The 19,659-nt window shown below is 41.4% G+C and carries 12 protein-coding genes; 9 read left to right on the forward strand and 3 right to left on the reverse strand.

Annotated elements, in window-relative coordinates; genetic code table 11:
• Window positions 1–395: 395 nt before the first annotated feature.
• The 9 genes from D0T50_RS07945 to D0T50_RS07985 all read left to right on the forward strand — a co-directional run bounded on the left by D0T50_RS07945 (window position 396) and on the right by D0T50_RS07985 (window position 10,735).
• Complete coding sequence (locus tag D0T50_RS07945) at window positions 396–776, forward strand: hypothetical protein (RefSeq protein WP_163222993.1); 381 nt, start codon at window positions 396–398, stop codon at window positions 774–776.
• Between the two features lie 142 nt (window positions 777–918).
• Window positions 919–1,299, forward strand: a complete 381-nt coding sequence (locus D0T50_RS07950; protein WP_203558210.1) for a hypothetical protein — start codon at window positions 919–921, stop codon at window positions 1,297–1,299.
• A 154-nt stretch (window positions 1,300–1,453) separates the two neighbouring features.
• On the forward strand, window positions 1,454–1,834 hold the full coding sequence (locus D0T50_RS07955; protein WP_163222995.1) for a hypothetical protein: 381 nt from the start codon (window positions 1,454–1,456) through the stop codon (window positions 1,832–1,834).
• A gap of 71 nt (window positions 1,835–1,905) precedes the next feature.
• Window positions 1,906–2,358, forward strand: coding sequence for a hypothetical protein (locus D0T50_RS07960; RefSeq protein WP_163222996.1), 453 nt, complete (start codon window positions 1,906–1,908; stop codon window positions 2,356–2,358).
• Between the two features lie 40 nt (window positions 2,359–2,398).
• Window positions 2,399–2,938, forward strand: coding sequence for a DUF5043 domain-containing protein (locus tag D0T50_RS07965; protein WP_163222997.1), 540 nt, complete (start codon window positions 2,399–2,401; stop codon window positions 2,936–2,938).
• A 270-nt stretch (window positions 2,939–3,208) separates the two neighbouring features.
• The gene (locus D0T50_RS07970) at window positions 3,209–6,262 is read left to right on the forward strand and encodes a TonB-dependent receptor (RefSeq protein WP_163222998.1); all 3,054 of its coding nucleotides are present in this window, start codon (window positions 3,209–3,211) and stop codon (window positions 6,260–6,262) included.
• Window positions 6,263–6,273: 11 nt separating this feature from the next.
• Window positions 6,274–8,166: a RagB/SusD family nutrient uptake outer membrane protein gene (locus D0T50_RS07975; protein WP_163222999.1), complete on the forward strand. Its 1,893-nt coding sequence runs from the start codon at window positions 6,274–6,276 to the stop codon at window positions 8,164–8,166.
• Between the two features lie 196 nt (window positions 8,167–8,362).
• Entirely contained in the window at window positions 8,363–9,808 is a 1,446-nt protein-coding gene (locus D0T50_RS07980; protein WP_163223000.1) for an alpha-L-fucosidase, read from the forward strand.
• Window positions 9,809–9,820: 12 nt separating this feature from the next.
• On the forward strand, window positions 9,821–10,735 hold the full coding sequence (locus D0T50_RS07985; protein WP_163223001.1) for a hypothetical protein: 915 nt from the start codon (window positions 9,821–9,823) through the stop codon (window positions 10,733–10,735).
• Here the strand turns inward: D0T50_RS07985 and D0T50_RS07990 are convergent, their stop codons facing one another.
• From D0T50_RS07990 to D0T50_RS08000, 3 genes are read right to left on the reverse strand one after another with little or no spacing between them, the layout of a single operon-like run.
• Window positions 10,736–15,055, reverse strand: coding sequence for a hybrid sensor histidine kinase/response regulator transcription factor (locus tag D0T50_RS07990; protein WP_163223002.1), 4,320 nt, complete (start codon window positions 15,053–15,055; stop codon window positions 10,736–10,738).
• Between the two features lie 54 nt (window positions 15,056–15,109).
• The gene (locus tag D0T50_RS07995) at window positions 15,110–16,468 is read right to left on the reverse strand and encodes an efflux transporter outer membrane subunit (RefSeq protein ID WP_163223003.1); all 1,359 of its coding nucleotides are present in this window, start codon (window positions 16,466–16,468) and stop codon (window positions 15,110–15,112) included.
• Window positions 16,465–19,659 carry an efflux RND transporter permease subunit gene (locus D0T50_RS08000; RefSeq protein WP_163223004.1) on the reverse strand — a complete coding sequence of 1,065 codons (3,195 nt, stop codon included), beginning with the start codon at window positions 19,657–19,659 and terminating at the stop codon, window positions 16,465–16,467. The genes D0T50_RS07995 and D0T50_RS08000 overlap by 4 nt, the downstream gene beginning before the upstream one ends.

Raw genomic sequence — 19,659 nt, forward strand, 5'->3', positions numbered from 1 at the left:
GCTCACTGTAGGAACGATGTACTGATTTTTGCATAAACAATTAAATATTATGCAGAAAAAACGTGTAAACCTAATCCCGTATAAGACATTAACGTTTTTAGTTGACTACTTTCAGTCTTATTAATAGAGTTGGTTGACTCGGTTTATACTTAGTTATAAATAGGGTTGACCTTTTTCATTGCTTATTGATGAATGACTTTTGGTGATTAATCCTCCTTTTGTGACTTTTTTTGTCCTATTTAGATATATAATCTTCCTATTTTTGTTTCTTCATTATTCATAAAACTTTGTCTGGATAAAACACCCACTAAATGTAAATAGTCATGAAAACAATTATTATTTTATTTTTCACATTACTCTGCACTTACAATATAAATGCACAGAGTTATCGTTCTATGAACGAATTTGGAACTGATACTATCGCTTATATGCGACACAATTTTGTTGAGCGCAAAGCGCAATATATTAATCAGCCATTAAGCAAGCTTTTAAGCGATTATGAGTTGGGATTGGTCTTTGACCCAACGAGAACTTATCCTTATAAAACGACTGAAACAATCCGAATTGATGGAGCTATTTTACAATATCCCACTCCTCCTCAATATAAAGAACCATATGCTTTTTTGATAATCAATTTCAAAGCACCTCATTTACCTCGGGTAGAAACATACAATAATATGATAAACCCTGATGACAGTAATGAGTGGGCAGAGAAGTTGAAGAACTGTATTGTCTCGGATATTGAACTAGTTATTGGTCCGTTTGGTCCTAACTAATTTGTTATGATGAATGCACCTCAAGAGTTTATTTTTTTTGGGGTGCATTATCCACTAAATGTAAATAATCATGAGAACATTTTTTATTTTATTTTTCACATTACTCTGCACTTACAATATAAATGCACAGAGTTATCGTTCTATGAGCGAATTTGGTACTGATACTATCGCTTATATGCGATACAATTTTGTTGAGCGCAAAACGCAATATATTAATCAGCCATTAAGCAAGCTTTTAAGCGATTATGAGTTGGGGTTGGTTTTTGCCGCATCTGAAACTTTTCCTTATAAAACGACTGAGACAGTCCGAATTGATGGAGCTATATTACAATATCCCACTCCTCCTCAATACAAAGAACCATATGCTTTTTTGATAATCGATTTCAAAGCACCTCATCTGCCTTGGTGGAACACATACAATAATATGATAAACCCTGATGACAGTGATGAGTGGGCAGAGAAGTTGAAGAACTGTATTGTCTCGGATATTGAACTAGTTATTGGTCCATTCCACCCTAATTGATTATGTTGATAAGTTGCAATAGAAACTCCCCTGAAGTTTAGATGGGCTTTAGGGGTGCACTATCCACTAAATGTAAATAATCATGAGAACAATTTTTATTTTATTTTTCACATTACTCTGCACTTACAATATAAATGCACAGAGTTATCGTTCTATGAACGAATTTGGAACTGATGCTATTGCTTATATGCGATACAATTTTGTTGACCGTAAAGCGCAGTACATAAATCAACCATTAAGTAAACTTTTAGGAGATTATGAATTAGGATTAGTTTTTTATCCATCAGAAACTTATCCATACAAGACAACTGAGACTGTCCGAATTTATGGAGCTGTCCTAAAATATCCCACTCCTCCTCAGTATAAAGGACCGTATGGTGTCTTGATGATTTATTTCAAAACACCTCACCTGCCTTGGTGGGATACATTTAATAGTATGCTAGACACCGATGACGATGCAGAGTGGGCAGAGAAGTTAAAGAACTGCATTGTTTCGGATATAGAACTGGAAATTGGTCCCTTTGGCCCTAACTAATTTGTTATGATGAATGCACCTCAAGAGTTTATTTTTCTTTGGGGTGCATTATCTGTAAAATGTAAATAACAATGAGAAGTATAATTATTTTATTTTTCACATTACTCTGCACTTACAATATAAATGCACAGAGTTATCGTTCTATGAGCGAATTTGGTACTGATACTATCGCTTATATGCAATACAATTTCGTTGAGCGCAAAGCGCAATATATTAATCAGCCATTAAGCAAGCTTTTGGAGGATTATGAGTTGGGATTGGTCTTTAATCCATCGAAAACTTATCCCTATAGGACAACTGAAACAGCTCGTATTTACAGAGCCTTTGTAAAATATCCTATTCCTCCTCAATACAAAGAACCACATGGTGTATTAGCAGTTTATTTTAAGACTCCTCATTTAGCTTGGTTAGACATATACAATAATATGATAAACTCTGATGATAGTGATGAGTGGGCAGAAAAGTTGAAGGACTGTATTGTCTCGGATGTAGAGCTATATATTGCTCCGTTTGGACAAAACTAAGATGTAAAAGTGTAACACTATCTGCCAAATACAAATACTCATGAAAACAATTATTTTATTAATAAGTATCTTGTTCTGTGCGAATCATACATTTTCGCAGACGAATTATTACAGTACAACCAAGACTTTCTATGAGAGTGGTTATACTTATCAATGTGACCTGAATGCGTCTAAACAAGTTAAGTTATATAATAAAAATAACACCTTAACTTATGTTGACCAAGTTTATAAAGCTACAGGTAAGTTTTACACTGGATTAGGACATGACCCCTATCCACTTGAAGATGATACTTGGACAAAGCAAAGATGCCATTCTATTGTAAACAATGCTTTCTCGGTCGTAGAAAAGCAACGAGTAAAAGGATATTTATTAAGCATCGCTATGTATATCAGCCCTGATACAGGAAGAGTTATAGAAGTTGATTTTACATTTATTTCTATTCACCCCTTTGCTACAATCCCCATATCTGTATATAGAAATATTGAGAATGAAATAAAACAAAACATCTGGTTCACACCTACAGTTGAAGGAAAGAAGTTGAACTATATCTTGCGATCTTGGTTACAAGAAGTAGAGTGATGTTTTGTATTAACTGTAGTATTATTTGATGAGACAATTTCTTGTTATAATAATTAATGTGTTCTTCTGTGTGGGTATCTTCAACAGTAAACATTTCCTGTCTTTCCTAATTTCCCACTGGTAATAACTGATATTTGGCGATTAATCCTCCATTTGCGGTTTTTTTTGTCCTATTTAAGATATATAATCCTCCTATTTTTGCCTTACTCATTATTGATTTAATGAAAGCCAAGAAACCTCATTATTAATTAACTTTATAAATCAAAAAGTATGGCAAAACAATTGAAACTAATTTTCTTCTTCTGCTTACTTGGCATCTCAACGGTGTATGTCAATGCGCAACAAAACACGAAGAGAACAATTACAGGAACAATCCTCGATGACCTTGGGGATCCGCTCGTTGGAGCAACCGTAGCTGTGCCGGGTACCTCCATTGGTACAGCGGCAGATATTGACGGAAAGTTTACACTTTCGATACCTACAGAAACCAAAACTGTTAAGGTATCATTCGTTGGTTACGAAACACAAAACGTTTCGGTAACTAATAAGAGCACAATCAGTGTCACATTGGCTTCGAGCTATATGCTCGATGTGGTAGAGATTGTGGAAATTGGATATGGATCGGCAAAGCGAGGCGATTTAACCGGAGCAATTACCTCTGTTAGAGCCGGAGACATTACAGCCACTCCTACCAGTAATATTATGGAAGCTCTGCAAGGACGTATTGCCGGTGCCGATATTATGAAACCTTCGGGCGAAATTGGTAGCGGTGTGGATATTCTTCTGCGTGGTAATCGCTCTATTTATGGTAGTAACTCGCCGCTGTTTATTATCGACGGTGTGCAAGGTGCCGACTATAATCAGATAGACCCATATGACATTGAAACGATGGATGTGTTAAAGGATGCATCTTCTACTGCCATCTATGGTGCGGCAGGTGCCAATGGGGTAATTATTATTACGACTAAACGCGCTAAAGAAAGTAGAGTTAGAGTAAACCTCAATGCATATCATAGCTTCTCGGGCGAAGCCAATTTTATTCACGGTATGACCGGCAATGAATATTTGAAATATCAAAGAGAGTTCTATCGTACACGAAATGGCGAATACCCTGAAACAATGGAGCAACTGTTTTCAAATGAAGATAAGCGGGCAGCTATAGAGAATGGACAGTGGATTGACTGGGTTGATGAGGCAACCAAGGGCAATTCGTCAAAGGATTATCTTAGTCTATCAATCAATGGTGGTAGCGATCGTGCGAAGATTTATTCTTCTATTACCTATGAAGGGCAAAATGGATTGCTGCCCAATGAGAATCAAAACAGATACGGGTTCCGTTTGAATGGTGATTATAAGGTAAATAAGATGCTGAAAGTGGGTCTTACCTCTTCGGTTACTTATACTATTCGTAATAACAGAGGGAAAAACATCTTCACAAAAGCAATTGCTGCCGAACCATTAGGATTGGTTTATGATGAATATGGCAACCTCAATGAGTATGTGTATCCGGGTAGTGCTACTATAATGGGTGACTTTATGAAAGACCAATACTCGGACAATACACGTAGTACTTACGTTAACGCCAGTGGATATGCTGAATTTAAGCCTATCAAAGATTTAACGTTCCGTTCTCAAATAGCTACTGTTTTAAGCAATTCGCGCAACGGTAAGTACGTAGGTGCGCGTTCTCTACAAAATGTGGAAACAGGCTATATTACTCCTTATGCTTACATAAAAAACAACTACAGCTATGGCTATAGTTGGGAAAATGTGTTAACTTACAACAAAACCTTCCTCAAAAATCATAACGTAATACTAACAGGTATTACCTCTTGGAGTAAACATCAAGGAGATTGGAATGATATGCGTGCGCATAAATTCCCCTTGGATTCGTATCAATTCCATAACATGGCATCGAGCGAGAACCAAGCAATAAAATCGGGCTACACTCAAAAGCAAACCATGTCGTATGCACTTCGTTTTAATTACTCCTATAAAAGCAGGTACCTATTTACATTTACCACCCGTTGGGATGGTGCTTCGCACTTAGCAGAAGGTCATAAGTGGGATGCATTCCCCGCTGGAGCTATTGCTTGGCGTGTTTCCGATGAAGCTTTTATGGAAAGTACAGAAAGTTGGTTGGGCAACCTGAAATTACGTGCCAGTTACGGGGTTACCGGTAACTCGGGAGGTATGGGTGCTTACGCTTCGCAAACAGGTGTTACTACCTATCAAAAAGTATCGGCAGATGGTGAAGTGGTATCTAATTCACAAATGGTTTCTCCATATGCAAATCCGGCGATAGGTTGGGAAAAGTCATACACGTTAGACCTTGGTGTGGATATTAGCTTATTTAGAAATCGCATCAACCTGACTTTTGATTATTATAACACGGATACTAAAGACCTGCTCTTTCAGCGTAAGCTGCCTATAACTTCGGCACTGACCGCATGGGGTTCTCCGCTTAATACATGGCAGAATATCGGTGAAACAAACAACCGTGGTTTTGAAATAGAGTTGAAAACATCCAACATCAGAAATAAAGACTTCGAGTGGACTACCGCTCTTTCGTTCTCGAAGAATAAAGAGAAAATAGTAAGTCTGCCCGATGGCGATTTGCTTGATTCCAGATTGTTTGAAGGACAACCAATAAGGGTATTCTATGATTATAAATACTTAGGTGTTTGGTCTGAAGCAGAAGCAGAAGAAGCTGCAAAATACGGTGTACGTCCGGGAGCTGTAAAGATTCAAACAATCCCTCACGTTACAATTGATGCCGATGGTAATGAAGTCAGCGACAATGGTGTTCATAATTATAGCTCTAACTACGACAAACAAATCTTAGGATCCAGAACTCCCGATGGAATTGTTGGTTTCAATAATACTTTCCATTACAAGAATTTTGATTTAAGCATCTACGCCGTACTTCGTTGGGGGCAAATGATTGAGAGTAAAGCTTTGGGTTGGTTCTCTGCAGGAAGTGACAATCAACCTGCCGGTACTAAGTATTGGACTCCCGAGAATCAAAATACTTACTTCCCACGCCCGGGAGTTTACGCTGGTATTGCTTCTACCGGTATTGAGTCCTTGAAATTTATAGATGGATCGTATGCGAAGATTAAAAACATCACGTTGGGATATACTGTTCCAAGGAAATGGCTAAAAAAAATAGGTGTAGAAAAACTACGTGTGTATGGAACAGCATATAATTCGCTCATTCTTCCTTTCAAGAGTGAACTAAAGAAAACCGACCCTGAGAATAACGGTTCAGATACGTTCCCACTGTATAAGGAATATGTTATTGGTGTTAATGTATCATTTTAATCTGTACAATTATGAAATTCAATATAACAAAAAAGATATTACCATTGCTCCTGCTTGGAGCAAGCATGAGCTACACATCGTGTACGCTGGATGAAACAAACCCGTCGGGCTCTACACTCGAAACCGTATCAGCCTCTACCATTACAGGTTATGAGGGTATTCTGAATAATATTTACTTTGGTATGCAACGCCGTATGTACGGCTATGGAGAATGGACAACCTTCACCGAAGCCGGAACGGATCTTTGGACTCCTCCTCGCGGATTTGCCAGCAACTATTTCAATTACGGCATGGGTGGTGGATGGAATACCAATATGATGCTGAACTTCTTGAATCCGGCATACGACGGTGTCGGTAGTTGTAACGTAGCTATTAAGTATGCTCCGTTAGCTCCTTATGCCACCGATGCGGAAAGAAATGCGAAAGTAGCCGAAGCTCACTTTATGCGGGCTATCTATTATTACAATTTGGTGGAACAGTTTGGTGGTATTACATTACACCTTGAACCAGCAACCAAAGTAGACCTGCATCCGTCGAAGAACGAGCCTATGGAGATTTACGAAAAATGTATTATCCCGGACTTAGAGTTTGCTGCGGAGTGGCTTCCAACAGAAGAATGTACCACACGTCCATCGAAGAAATCGGCTATGGGATTCCTTTGTAGAGCGTATCTGCAAACAAGAGAGTATGGTGACCACCCGGAATATATGAATAAAGCGCTTGAACTTGCTAAACGTATGATAGCAGATTGCGAAGGTGGTGGTAGCCAATATGGTGTGCAAATGTATGCAAATCTGGAAGATGTTTTCTCGCAGGAAAACAACTATGGCAATACAGAAGCTCTATGGAAACATCGCTTCGTAAGTGGTGGTAGTAGCAACAATGCGTGGATACTTAACGAAAACAATAAATTGTTTAACTGTTTAGCTAAACAATTTGGTGTGGCCATGCAAATGTCGAAGAATGAACACTCGGGAAACAGACTGGCAGGAAAAACCGACCATGAGATATGGGGTACTCAATACGACGGTGGATTTATGCCTAGCGGGCATCTACTTAAATTGTATGTGCAAGCAGATGGCACACTAGACCCTCGTTACTATGGTTATTTCCAAACAAGTTGGTACTCTAACAAGGACAAAGGTGGTGGATGGAGTGATAGTTATATTAAGACGTATGATAAAGATAAAACGTCAGAAGGTATCTATTACCCCTATACAGACCCAACAACCGGTGTTGTTACCTATAAATATACACGTATAGAATTTGATGAACTTGCCATTAGATTTATACATCCATCTGAACCCGATTATGCAGAGATGCTGGCAAACAAAGATGGTGCTACAATCTTAATTGTGGATTATAATGATGTGTATGCAGCAGATGGCTATGTAAAACAGGAATATACGCGCAAAAATGATGGCGAAACAGTGGTTAATCCTTGGGCGTACTTCTACCCGGGAATGACTAAATTCAATAGTAATAATTTTATAAGAACCAATAGTTCGAAATTAGAGCGCGTAGGTAATTTGAATAGTACCTTTATGATGCGTACTCCTGAAGTTTACCTGATTGCTGCCGAAGCAGATATCTATGTGAATGGTGGAGCTAATGCGATGGGTTATATCAACAAAGTACGTGCACGTGCAGGAGCCAAAGCATTGACTGGAACTGCCGATATTCAAACGGTTCTTGACGAACGCGCCCGTGAGTTATGCGGTGAATATGTTCGCTTCTACGACCTTAAACGCACCAAGAAACTTACCAAAGCTTATTTGTTGCAAACCAATCCGGGAGTAGGGCAATACTTTGATGATAGTAAGCACATGCTTCGCGAATTCCCATCAGGATTCCTCGAAACCTTACAAGAGGGCGGATGGTACTATCAAAATCCGAATTATTAAGCAAAGTGTGATATATAAATGGGTTTAAAGATTAGTTTTTAAGATAAACAAGTAAATAGGTGTTAGCGTTTTCTTAATAGATTAGATTTCGGAAGGTTAGTCCTTGTTTGAAAGGATTGACCTTCCATTTTTATAGTACAAAAACAATAGATATTCGTTATTCTTATATAAGTGATAAACAATACAATAATATACCATGAAACTAACAACAGTTCAAAAATGTGTGGCGGCATTTGCCGTTAGCTTGCTAACTTCTTCCTGTTTTTTGTTTGCACAGCAAACAAATCCCTACACACCCGATTGGGCTTCGCTCTCCAGGCACACTCCGGTGCCCGAATGGGTGCGCGATGCCAAGTTTGGTATCTATTGCCACTGGGGAGTTTACTCTGTACCCGCCTATGGTAATGAACAGTATTATCGCTATATGCACTGTGATTCTACCTCTTCGCAAACATTGATGAATGGACACATTCGCCATGCCGAGCTCTATGGACCACTTACGGAGTTTGGTTATCATGATTTTATCCCTATGTTCAAAGCCGAAAAATTTGATGCTGCCGAGTGGGCTACACTCTTCAGGGAGAGTGGTGCGCGCTTTGCCGGCACTGTTGCAGAGCATCACGACGGGTTCTCGATGTGGGATAGCAAGTACACCCCTTTCAATGCCAAGAACATGGGGCCTAAACGCGATGTGATTGGCGAGTTGGGTAAAGCCATTAAAGCACGTGGCATGAAGTTTTTTACTTCGCTGCATCACGAAAATAATTATACGTATATAAAAGTTAAACCCGAATGGGCTGCCAATAATCCGAAATATGCCAAGATGTATGGTTGTCTCATGCCTCATGGCGAGTGGCTACAAATGTGGTTGGATAAATGCAATGAGGTAGTTACCAAATACAGTCCTGATATTGTGTACTTCGATGCGTGGATGGACGAAATACCCGAACAATACAAACTCGATTTCCTGGCTACCTACTTTAACCATGCGGCAAAGACGGGGCAGGAGGTTATCTTTACCTATAAGTATAAAGAATTTCCGCGTAGCATCGGTATGCTCGACCATGAAATGAGCAATCCGAATCAAATAGATAGTATCCCGTGGTTGTGCGATTATACCATCGGCACCGGTTATCACTATTCGTGGGGGTATGTAAAAGGAATGGAGTATCGCTCGCACAAAGACATTATTCACAAACTGATAGAGGTGGTGAGTTGCAATGGACAGTTTTTGTTGAATCTTTCGCCGATGGCCGACGGGTCGTTTCCGCAAGAGCAAAAAGACATCGTGGCTAATGTAGGTGTATGGATGTGGTCGTATGGCGAATCTATTTATGGAACACGTCCTTATGTGGCAGCAGGCGAGATAACTGCAGGTGGTAAACGGGTACATTATACCACAAAAGATAAAACTATTTACGCCATCTTCTTGGACTGGCCCGAAAGACTAACACCTACATTGCTAACGAAACTTACGCCCGAAAACATGAAAGGAGAAGTAAAGAAAGCCACGCTGCTGAGTGTGAAGAAGGACTATGACTGCTCGTTTGTGCAAACAAAAGACGGACTTGTACTTACACTGCCGAAGAATGCGCGTTTATCGTCGGATGTGGCGCAAGTGGTGAAATTGGAACTGGAATAAAATTATTAAATTATGAGAACATCATTTATTGTTACACTGCTGATTGGGTTTTTGACGTTACCGTATATTTCTGTAAAAGCACAAGAAAGAGAGCCCGAACTGAAAGTTACGTCGGCATGGGAAGGAGTCGGCGAAAGCAAAACCCTCAATATAAAAGCTACGCTTCTTAAACCTGGTATATATAGTATTTTGTTCAACTTTACGGAACTCAATAACATAATGCAAGCACCCCAAGAATTGCGTGTTGTAAAGGGAACAGGTATAATATTTACTCTACGAGGCACTGACCCCCAAGAACGGTTCGGCTGCAAATACAACTGTTACTATGCCTTAGGGTACGAGTCTTCTCGGATGGATAGTAACTTTGTTTATCGTTTGCCCTACAGTACACATCGTACAGAACCTGTACGCGGGCAAAGTAACTATGTAATTGGTAAGCACGTTTTAGGAGGAGGCATTGTGTCAGACCGAATAGATATAAATTTTCATTTAGAGCAAGGAGATACCATATTTGCTATGCGTAAGGGTGAGGTGGTGCGTGTGAAGAATGAGTCAACGAAAATATATTCATTGACCATTTTGCAAGGTGATGGAACTGTGTGTACCTATAGCGTCTTTAATAAGGGAGAATTTTTGGTAAAGGAGGGAGATGTTGTTTACCCCGGCACGCCTTTGCGGATAAATGAAAATGAGGCTCAAAGAAACGAAAACTACCTATTAAGGGTTAATGTTTATTATCCGGTAGTAAACCCGGATTTCGGAGAAAAGAAACGGGCTATTGCCTTTTTGCAACACCACTACAACCCGGTTTTTGCTACTGATAAAGGTAATATGAAAATAGAGGGGCACATGGAACTTCGGGCTACTTCTACACCGGAATTGATACAGAAGGAGATGACGAAAAAAGAAAAGAAGCGGACGAAATAGTTATTCGCCCTTATCTTGCTCCCTATACTGTACCGGTGTCATTCCGGTTTGTTTCTTAAAACAGCGGCTAAAATACTTAGGGTCGTCAAAACCTACGGCGTACGCTATTTGTGCGATATTTCGTTCACCATTATTGATAAGTTGTATAGCCCGCTTGATGCGAATTTCATTGATAAATTCTATCGGCGAAACTCCAAGAAGTGACTTCACCTTGGTATAGAATGAAGTCCTTCCCAATGCAAACTCTTTGGCAAAATCTTCTACACTGAGTGCTGAGTTGTCAATATTCTCTTCCATAAATGCCATAAGTTGCTTAATGAAGAGTTGGTCGTGTGGAACGATTTGTGGCTCCGTAGGCGAAATATCCGGACGGGTAGTGGCAACTTCGCCCGATAATAGCTTATTCCTATATGCCTCTTGCAGCAACTTGCGTGTTTTGATGAGTGAAGCGATGCGAGCTTTCAGGTAGTCGGTGCTGAAAGGTTTGGTGATGTAATCGTCTATGCCATATTCCAATCCGTTGATACGATCATCCAGCGAAGACTTGGCGGAGAGTAAAACAATAGGGATGTGGCAGATGTCTTTGTCCTCTTTGATAGCTTTCACCATATCAAGCCCATCCATAACAGGCATCATAACATCGCTGATGATGAAATCGGGAATAAGTTCTTTCGCTTTGTTATACCCTCCTTCTCCATTGGCTGCTTCTATTATATTATATTCTGAGCTAAGGATGCTGCACAGGAAGTTGCGTAAGGAATCGTTATCCTCTACAATAAGGATGGTTGTTTTCTCTCTTGTATCTTCATGAATAGTGGTGTCTATGGGACCTGTTTTGTTTTTCCAAACTTCTTCACTTTGGCTGTCGGATAAGGTAAACTCGGTGTGTTCTTTGTTTACAAAGTGGTCTTTGCCCATAGGTATGGAGATTGTAAAGCAACTACCCACTCCAAGCTTACTGCTTACGCTGATTGTGCCGTCGTGCATCTCTACCAGCTCTCTTGTCAGCGAGAGCCCGATGCCCGAAGAATTTCCAAAAGCATTTCCGTTTATGATTGTCTCGAAACGTTGGAAAATGGAGTCCATTTTATCAGCACTGATACCAATTCCTTCGTCTATGATAGAGATATTAACCACGTCTTCTTGTGCATCTATTTCTAGCGTAATGGATTTCCCGTCGGGTGTATACTTAAAGGCATTGGATAGGAGGTTGAATATAACTTTCTCTATCTTGTCGCTGTCTATCCATAACCAGAGTGGGGAAGTAGGTGCTACAAGCCGAAGACTAATCTCCCGACTCTTGGTTTGCAACTCAAAATGTTCCATGATTGTGCTTGCAAACTGAATGATGTCAACCTCTTCTATCAGTAGTTTCATTTTATGGTTCTGTATCTTTCGGAAATCGAGTATCTGGTTTACCAATCGCAGCATACGGTCAATATTTTTCTGCATTAATCCCAGGTATTCTTTGCTCTTTATGGGTAAATCTTCTTTTAGCAATTCGGATACAGGACCTGCAATAAGCGTGAGCGGTGTGCGTAGCTCGTGCGAAATGTTGGTAAAGAAACGCAGTTTAATATCGGTAATTTGTTGCTCGGTATCTACTTGGTGGCGCAAACGATAGATATAGAACAAGATATACACCGTTGCAACAATAAGTGTGATGAGTAGCAAGAACATAAGTGACCAAAACCAACCGGTTTCTGTAAATTTGGGAAGTACATTGATAGAGAGGGTGTACTCGTTGTCTACCCAAACGCCATCGCTATTGGTAGACCTGATGGCAAGTGTGTATTTTCCGCGCGGAATATTAATATAGCTAACGGAACGCTTACGACTAGCATGATTCCAATCGCTGTCTACTCCGGTTAATTTATAGGTGTAGTTAATATTGCTGGGGTTGGCATAGTCTAAGGCGGCAAACTCAATGGTGATATTTCGCTGATCGGGTGTTAAGGATATTTCGGGATGCTTGTCGGTTGGTATAGGAATTTCTTCGTTCAACACGCGGATACTGGTAAGCACAATGGAGGGTACGTACTGACTTTTGTACATTTCTTGCACAGACAGATTGATGTAACCTTTATTTGTTCCTAACAATAGCGAGTTGTTGTAGATAGTTGGTCGTCCTTCTGAGTAAAACATATCGGCCCGCAACAGATTCCACCTGAAGCCTTCGAATGTGTTATCTTTTAAAGATAGTTTTGATATCAGATTCTCGGAAACAAACCACAAGTTACTTTCTCTATCTTCTGTAATGGATGCAATCCACTCGGAAGCTAACCCAGATTGTCGGCTGTACGACTGAAAAGAGAGTTCTTCGGGTTTATTCCCTTTGTGTACGATCTTATTTATACCACCTCCAAAAGTAGAGAGGTAAGTTTCTTTTTGTGTGGTGATGCAAATATCGCTGACGTTGTTGTTGCTCAGGCTCAGCGTATCGTTCGGATTGTGTGTATAGGTATGGAACCGAATGCGCTGTGGCTCGGTAAAGAGCGAAGAGAAGGTAACTAGTCCGCCTGTTGTACCTATCAATAAGATACCATTCGGGGTTTCGGCTATGCAACGAACCTTTGCAAATTGATTTTGTGGGTAATGTTTCAGTGAGTTATTGCTGTTGGCAAACCGTAACTCGTGTGATGGTGTGTAGTACACCCAGTTGATTCCACCGCCGAAAGTACCAATCCATACACGCTTGTTGCTATCTTGGAAAATAGAGAAAATAGCATTGTCACTTAAACTCAGTGAGTCGGTAGGGTGGTGCTGGAAATTGCGCACACTGAAACGGTTGGGATGGTTGTGCGTTTCTTTAAGGATATACAGTCCTTGGCTACGACTGCCAAGCCAAAGTTCATCGCCTATTTTGGTTATGCTGTAGATGTTATCATGAAATAAGCATTCCTGTTTAACAATTTCTCCCTTGGGATTAAGGAAACCAATCAATTCTTTATCCCGATTGTATATGCGCACTTTTTTATCTCGTGTGGCTATCCATAGCCTTCCCTTGTTGTCTTGATATAAGGTACGCGCTTCGGATCCTAAACTATGTGTGACAAGCGGGGCATGATAGAAACTTATCTTTTTTAGGCTTCGGTTGGCTGTATTAATCCACAAGTTTCCTTGTTTGTCAAAGAAGCGCGAATGTATCGATGAACTTAGCAACGAGTTAGGGTTGTTTGGGTCGTTCTGAAAATAAAGTATCTTATTGTTTTTTCGGTCGTAAAAGTTTAGACAGCCTCCTCTGGGGTTTATCCACAACTCTCCGTTGGCATCTTCCTGAATAAAGTAATAGTTCTTATATTTATCTTCGGCATGGATGGAGGGTAGTGGCGGAAAATAATGCACTACTTGCCGCTCTTGATCCCATTGTGTTATTCCGGGTGATGGAGTAAATATCCATAATAGATTATAGCTATCTACATACATACTCTCTATTGAATTGAAAGGCTGTTGTGGTGTACGCACATCGACTATCTGAAATGTTTGCTCCGCAAGGTGATATAAGATCAGACCATTTTCTGTAGTACCAATGGAGAGTAGTTGGTTATCAATAACATTTAGCCCGGTAATTGTAACGTTGGCTATGGGCAGATGGATATGTGTTACATCGCCCGTTTGTTTATTGTATTTACCAACTCTTCCATCATTGGTTGCTAACCAGATAGTATCGTTTACTTCCAGAAAAAACTGGAAAGGCATTGTGTCGTGAATCTCTTTCTGACCGATAATCTTAACCCCTCCACCTGTAAGTATCCACTCGTCTTCTTCACTGTCTTGAAGGATCTCGTAAATGACATTACTGTTCAGGTTGCCATGATGTACACTGTAGCTGTCGAAGCGCGGGTCTGTTTTATACGTCCGTTCATCAAACCTGTAGCAGTATCCGTCTTCGCAAATAAACCATACAACACCCTTACTCAGTATGTTCAGGCGCTTGCTCATAGCTTGTTCGGGTGGAATGGTTTTCAGAACATTGGTAAATCGTTTGGTGTCGGGGTCGAACAGGTAACTCTTTTCATCGTACGTCCGACACCAAATTTGATCGAACTTTCCGTGATTCATAAATTCTATTCGGTTATTCTCCAATTCGCTTCCTTCTTCAGTGCGATTATTGAACGTCTCGAATGTATAGCCATCAAATTTGTTTAACCCATTCCAGGAAGCAAACCACATGCAACCTTTACTGTCCTGCACATAGCTCATGATTATACCTTGTGCCAGTCCGTCGTTAATTGAATAACGATCGATGTGGCATAGCGGTTGTGCGCATACGGATAATGCTATCCAGAGAAAGAGAAAAAACAATGATGTGCTCTTCATTTTTTTCGTGTCTTTCTATGAAAGACGAACACACTCTTGTACCGTACTCAACCTTTACTCTACTCCTCCGCCCAGTGCCTGATACAGGTTGATAACTCCTTGTATCATTTCAAATCTGTCTTGTGCTTGCGATGTTTGTGCCTGCAATAGCGATTGTTGTGCTGTAAGTACGTCCAAGTAGGTAGTAGAGGAGTGTTGCATCAATAGCTCGGTGTGGCTTACCGCGTTTTGAAGCGCCTCTACCTGTAGTGTACGCCATTCACTTTTAGCCTGCGCTGTTTGGTATTGTGTAAGGGCGTTGTTTACTTCGCCTCCTGCATTGAGCAAGGCTTGCTGGAAGGATAATTTGGCTTGCTCTTGCTGTGCTTTAGCTATTTTTACTTTACCACGGAGCGAACCCGCGTTGAATATGGGTTGTGATAACGTGCCGGCTGCTGTCAATAACAGTTTACCGGGGTTAACAATAAGTGACCCAAGAGAGTTGGTCCACCCTGCTGTACCACTCAATGTGATAGAGGGGTAGAGCGAAGCTCGGGCTATATTTGTGGCGTAGTGTGCTTGTACTAAGGATTGTTCCGCCGCGCGGATGTCAGGGCGGTGGGCTAGTAACTGTAACGGAACACCAACTTTCAGTTCGGTAGGGAAGCTGATACTTTCCAAATTGCCACGTTCAATGTGGTGTGGCGAGGCGCACAAAGTGGCACTCAGGGAATTCTCTATTTCGTTGATAGAGCGTTTGATGTCTTCCAGTGCCGACACAACGGAATAATAAGCCCCCTCTATTTGCGAGATTCCCACTTCGTTTGCCATGCCGGCTTGCTTCATTAGCTTCATTATAGCAACACTTTGTTTGAACTTTTCGGCTGTCTCGGTAGAGAGCTTAAGTTGCTCGTCGAGCAAGAGTAGTGTGTAGTATTGTGTAGCAATACCTGCTATAAGTCCGGTTTGTACCGCCTGGCGATAGTCTTCACTCATCAGCAACAAAGACTTAGCTTGTCGTTTGGCATTGGTAATCTTGGCAAAGATATCAAGTTCCCAGCTTGCTACGACAGGAGTTGCGTATGTCCATGAGGCTTTGGATTTGTCAAAACTACTTACGCCACCATTGGGTGCGAAGTTAAACGAAGGTAAGTAGGAGAGGCGTGCAGTGGCAAGCACTGCTTTAGCTTCTTCTACACGCCACCAAGCGGCTTGTAAATCGGTGTTGTTTTCCAACCCTTGTGCAATCAGCGCTTGTAGATGAGGGTCGGTAAAGAGTTCTCGCCACTTTATGGAAGCGAGTGTTGTGGTGTCTGTGGTTACATACTCCGTTCCGTAAAGTGTGTCGGTTTGTAAGTCGGGTCTATGGTATGTTTTGTAGATGCCGCAGCTCGAAAGCAGCAACATCATACTTATCAATAATGTCAATTTCATTTCTTTTCTTCTTTTAAACGTTTTAGTTCCTTTACTTCTTCTATCTCTGCTTCAATACTCCAGTCGGGCTTCTCGTATTCTACCGGGCGCACCTTTTCCTCTATCCATTGAAATATGATAAAGAGTGCGGGCATAAAGAAAAGCAGTACAAGTGTACCTACCAACATACCACCCACGGCACCTGTTCCCAAGGAAGAGTTTCCGTTGGCACCTACACCTGTGGAAAACATGAGCGGGAGCATCCCGAAAATCATTGTAAGCGCTGTCATCAAAATAGGGCGAAGACGTACTTTGGCAGCGCCAATAGCAGCTTGTGTAAGACTCATACCTGCCTTTCTGCGTTTGGTGGCGTACTCGGTAAGTAGGATAGCAGTCTTCGCCAACAAGCCGATAAGCATAATAATACCCGTTTGCAGGTAGATGTTATTCTCCAGCCCAAAGATCTTGGCGAACAAGAAGCTACCCATAAGTCCGCATGGCACAGCTATAATAATAGCCAACGGAATGAATAGACTTTCGTAGAACGCGCATAAGATAAGGTATATCAATAGCAAACAGATGCCGAATATAATAATGGCATTGTTGGACGTGCTGTTTTCTTCACGCGTAATACCTGAAAAATCGTAACTATATCCTCTTGGAAGTGTTTCGGCAACCTCGTTAATAGCCCGGATGGCATCTCCCGAAGAATAGCCATCGGTAGCTGCACCGTTCATAGCGATAGAGTTGTACATGTTGAAACGATTCAAGCTTTGTGGTCCGTATACTTTGCTGAGTGAGATATACTCACTCAATGGCGACATTTCTCCGTTGTTCATACGCACGTAAGTGCGATCGAGCGACGAAGGGTCTACTCGAAATTCGGGTGCGGCTTGCAACATCACTCTATATACATGGGCAAAACGATTAATATTCGACACATACACCCCACCATAGAAACCTGCTACCGTAGAGAGTACCGTGGCAGGCGAAACTCCTGCACGTTTACACTTTGCCGCATCGACATCTACCATATATTGTGGGAAGTTAGGATTGAACGAGGTGTATGCCATGGCTATCTCGGGTCGTGCATTGAGCTTTCCTAAGAACTCTTGTGCAATGCTGAAGAAATTGTTGATATCTCCATCGTTCTTGTCCTGCAAATGCATTTCGAACCCATTGGACACTCCGTATCCCGAAATCATCGGGGGCGAAAAGGCGAAAATTTGTGCGTCTTTGATATCGGCAGTGCGACGCTGTACCTCTGCCATAATAGCGTTTACAGCATCTTCTTTGTCGGTACGTTCGCTCCAGTTTTTCAAGCTGAGGATAAGCATCCCATAAGAAGCTCCTTCCCCGGCAATCATACCATAACCAGCTACGCTGGCGCGGAGTTTTACTTGCTCCATATCTTCTAGACGGGTATTAATATCTTTCATGATACGATCGGTATTTTCGAGCGAGCTACCCGCAGGCATCGTAACATTGACCATTACCGTTCCCATATCTTCGTCGGGTACAAGTCCTGTTTTTGTGGTCGACATCAAAACAATTAATATGGCAACGCATGCCCCAATGCTGCTCCATACCAGCCATTTGCGGCGAATAAAGAACAATACACCATATTTGTAACGGTTTATCATTGCATTGAATGAGGTGTTGAAAGCCTTACGGAAACGTGCCGAGAAGTTGTCTTTTTGCTCGCCGTTGACATCCATATATGGTTTTAATAATAAAGCGCATAGAGCCGGAGCAAGCGTTAGTGAATTAATAGCAGAAATACCTACGGCTACTGCCATCGTAATACCGAATTGTGTATAGAAGATACCTGATGTACCACCCATCATTGAAACGGGAATAAACACCGCCATGAATACCAATGTAGAAGTGATAATAGCAGTACTGATACCACCCATTGCATCATTGGTAGCATGGTGAGAAGAGAGATACCCAACTTCAAAACGTGCTTGAACGGCTTCGATTACCACAATGGCATTGTCTACTACCGTACCGATGGCAAGTACTAAAGCAAAGAGTGTCAGTAGGTTTATTGTAAACCCTGCCACTGCCATGAAGGCAAAAGTACCAATGAGCGAAACGATAATAGAGATGGAAGGTATTAACGTGGAGCGAAGGTCTTGCAAGAAAACATACACCACCAAAAGAACCAATACGAATGCTACAAGCAATGTGATAACCACCTCTTTCATTGATGCGTAGAGGAAGTCGTTTACACTCATCAATGAGTCTATTTCTACATCTTTGGGCAAATCTTTACGCGCTTCCTCAATGAAAGCGTCGATGTCGTTTACAACCTCAGTTGCATTAGAGCCTGCTGTTTGGAAAATAAGCGCCTGTGCTCCAGGGTGGCTATTCAGCGTAGAAATATATCCGTAAGATTCTGTACCCAACTCGATTGTTGCTACTTCTTTCAGACGAAGTACCTCGCCATTTGGCAAAGCTTTGATTACAATTTCACCAAATTCTTCGGGAGTCATCAGGCGTCCGCGATATTTCATCGTGTACTCGAAGGTAGCACCCGAACTTTCGCCAAAAGAGCCGGTAGCCGATTCAATGTTTTGTTCTGCCAGCGCTCCTGCTATGTCGTCGGGGATAAGGCTATATTGCTTCATGGAGTTGGGGTTGAGCCATACGCGCATATTATAACTGTCGGAAAGGAGAATCATATCTCCTACGCCCTGAATACGTTTGATTTGTGGTTCTATGTTCAGCTTCATGTAGTTAGCAAGAAACTTCTGGTCGTAGCTGCCGTTCGGACTATGGATGGCAACCACCTTTAACATAGAGGTTTGGCGTTTTATCACCGTTACCCCGATGCGGGTAACTTCGGCAGGTAGCGAACCAGTGGCTTGTGATACGCGGTTTTGCACGTTTACTGCTGCCATATCGGGGTCTGTTCCCTGGCGGAAGTAAATAGTAATCGTTGCCGAACCATTATTGGATGAGGTGGATTGCATATAGTCCATGTTTTCTACCCCATTAATAGACTCCTCGAGAGGAGCAATGACAGATTTTTGTACAGTTTCGGCACTAGCCCCCGGATAGGAAGTCATTACCATAACGGTGGGTGGCGCAATATCGGGATACTGCTCAACGGGTAAAGTTGTCAGCCCAATAATACCTCCCAAGAGGATAATAACGGAGATTACGCCGGCGAGAACGGGACGGTCAATAAATATCTTTAAATTCAT

This window comes from Bacteroides sp. 214 (assembly GCF_010501015.1).
Lineage (GTDB): Bacteria > Bacteroidota > Bacteroidia > Bacteroidales > Bacteroidaceae > Bacteroides.

Excerpts from the sequence above, each read along its gene's own strand:
- D0T50_RS07945 (WP_163222993.1), top strand. The coding sequence starts at position 396 with ATGAACGAATTTGGAACTGATACTATCGCTTATATGCGACACAATTTT.
- D0T50_RS07950 (WP_203558210.1), top strand. The coding sequence starts at position 919 with ATGAGCGAATTTGGTACTGATACTATCGCTTATATGCGATACAATTTT.
- D0T50_RS07955 (WP_163222995.1), top strand. The coding sequence starts at position 1,454 with ATGAACGAATTTGGAACTGATGCTATTGCTTATATGCGATACAATTTT.
- D0T50_RS07960 (WP_163222996.1), top strand. The coding sequence starts at position 1,906 with ATGAGAAGTATAATTATTTTATTTTTCACATTACTCTGCACTTACAAT.
- D0T50_RS07965 (WP_163222997.1), top strand. The coding sequence starts at position 2,399 with ATGAAAACAATTATTTTATTAATAAGTATCTTGTTCTGTGCGAATCAT.
- D0T50_RS07970 (WP_163222998.1), top strand. The coding sequence starts at position 3,209 with ATGGCAAAACAATTGAAACTAATTTTCTTCTTCTGCTTACTTGGCATC.
- D0T50_RS07975 (WP_163222999.1), top strand. The coding sequence starts at position 6,274 with ATGAAATTCAATATAACAAAAAAGATATTACCATTGCTCCTGCTTGGA.
- D0T50_RS07980 (WP_163223000.1), top strand. The coding sequence starts at position 8,363 with ATGAAACTAACAACAGTTCAAAAATGTGTGGCGGCATTTGCCGTTAGC.
- D0T50_RS07985 (WP_163223001.1), top strand. The coding sequence starts at position 9,821 with ATGAGAACATCATTTATTGTTACACTGCTGATTGGGTTTTTGACGTTA.
- D0T50_RS07990 (WP_163223002.1), bottom strand. The coding sequence starts at position 15,055 with ATGAAGAGCACATCATTGTTTTTTCTCTTTCTCTGGATAGCATTATCC.
- D0T50_RS07995 (WP_163223003.1), bottom strand. The coding sequence starts at position 16,468 with ATGAAATTGACATTATTGATAAGTATGATGTTGCTGCTTTCGAGCTGC.
- D0T50_RS08000 (WP_163223004.1), bottom strand. The coding sequence starts at position 19,659 with ATGAATTTAAAGATATTTATTGACCGTCCCGTTCTCGCCGGCGTAATC.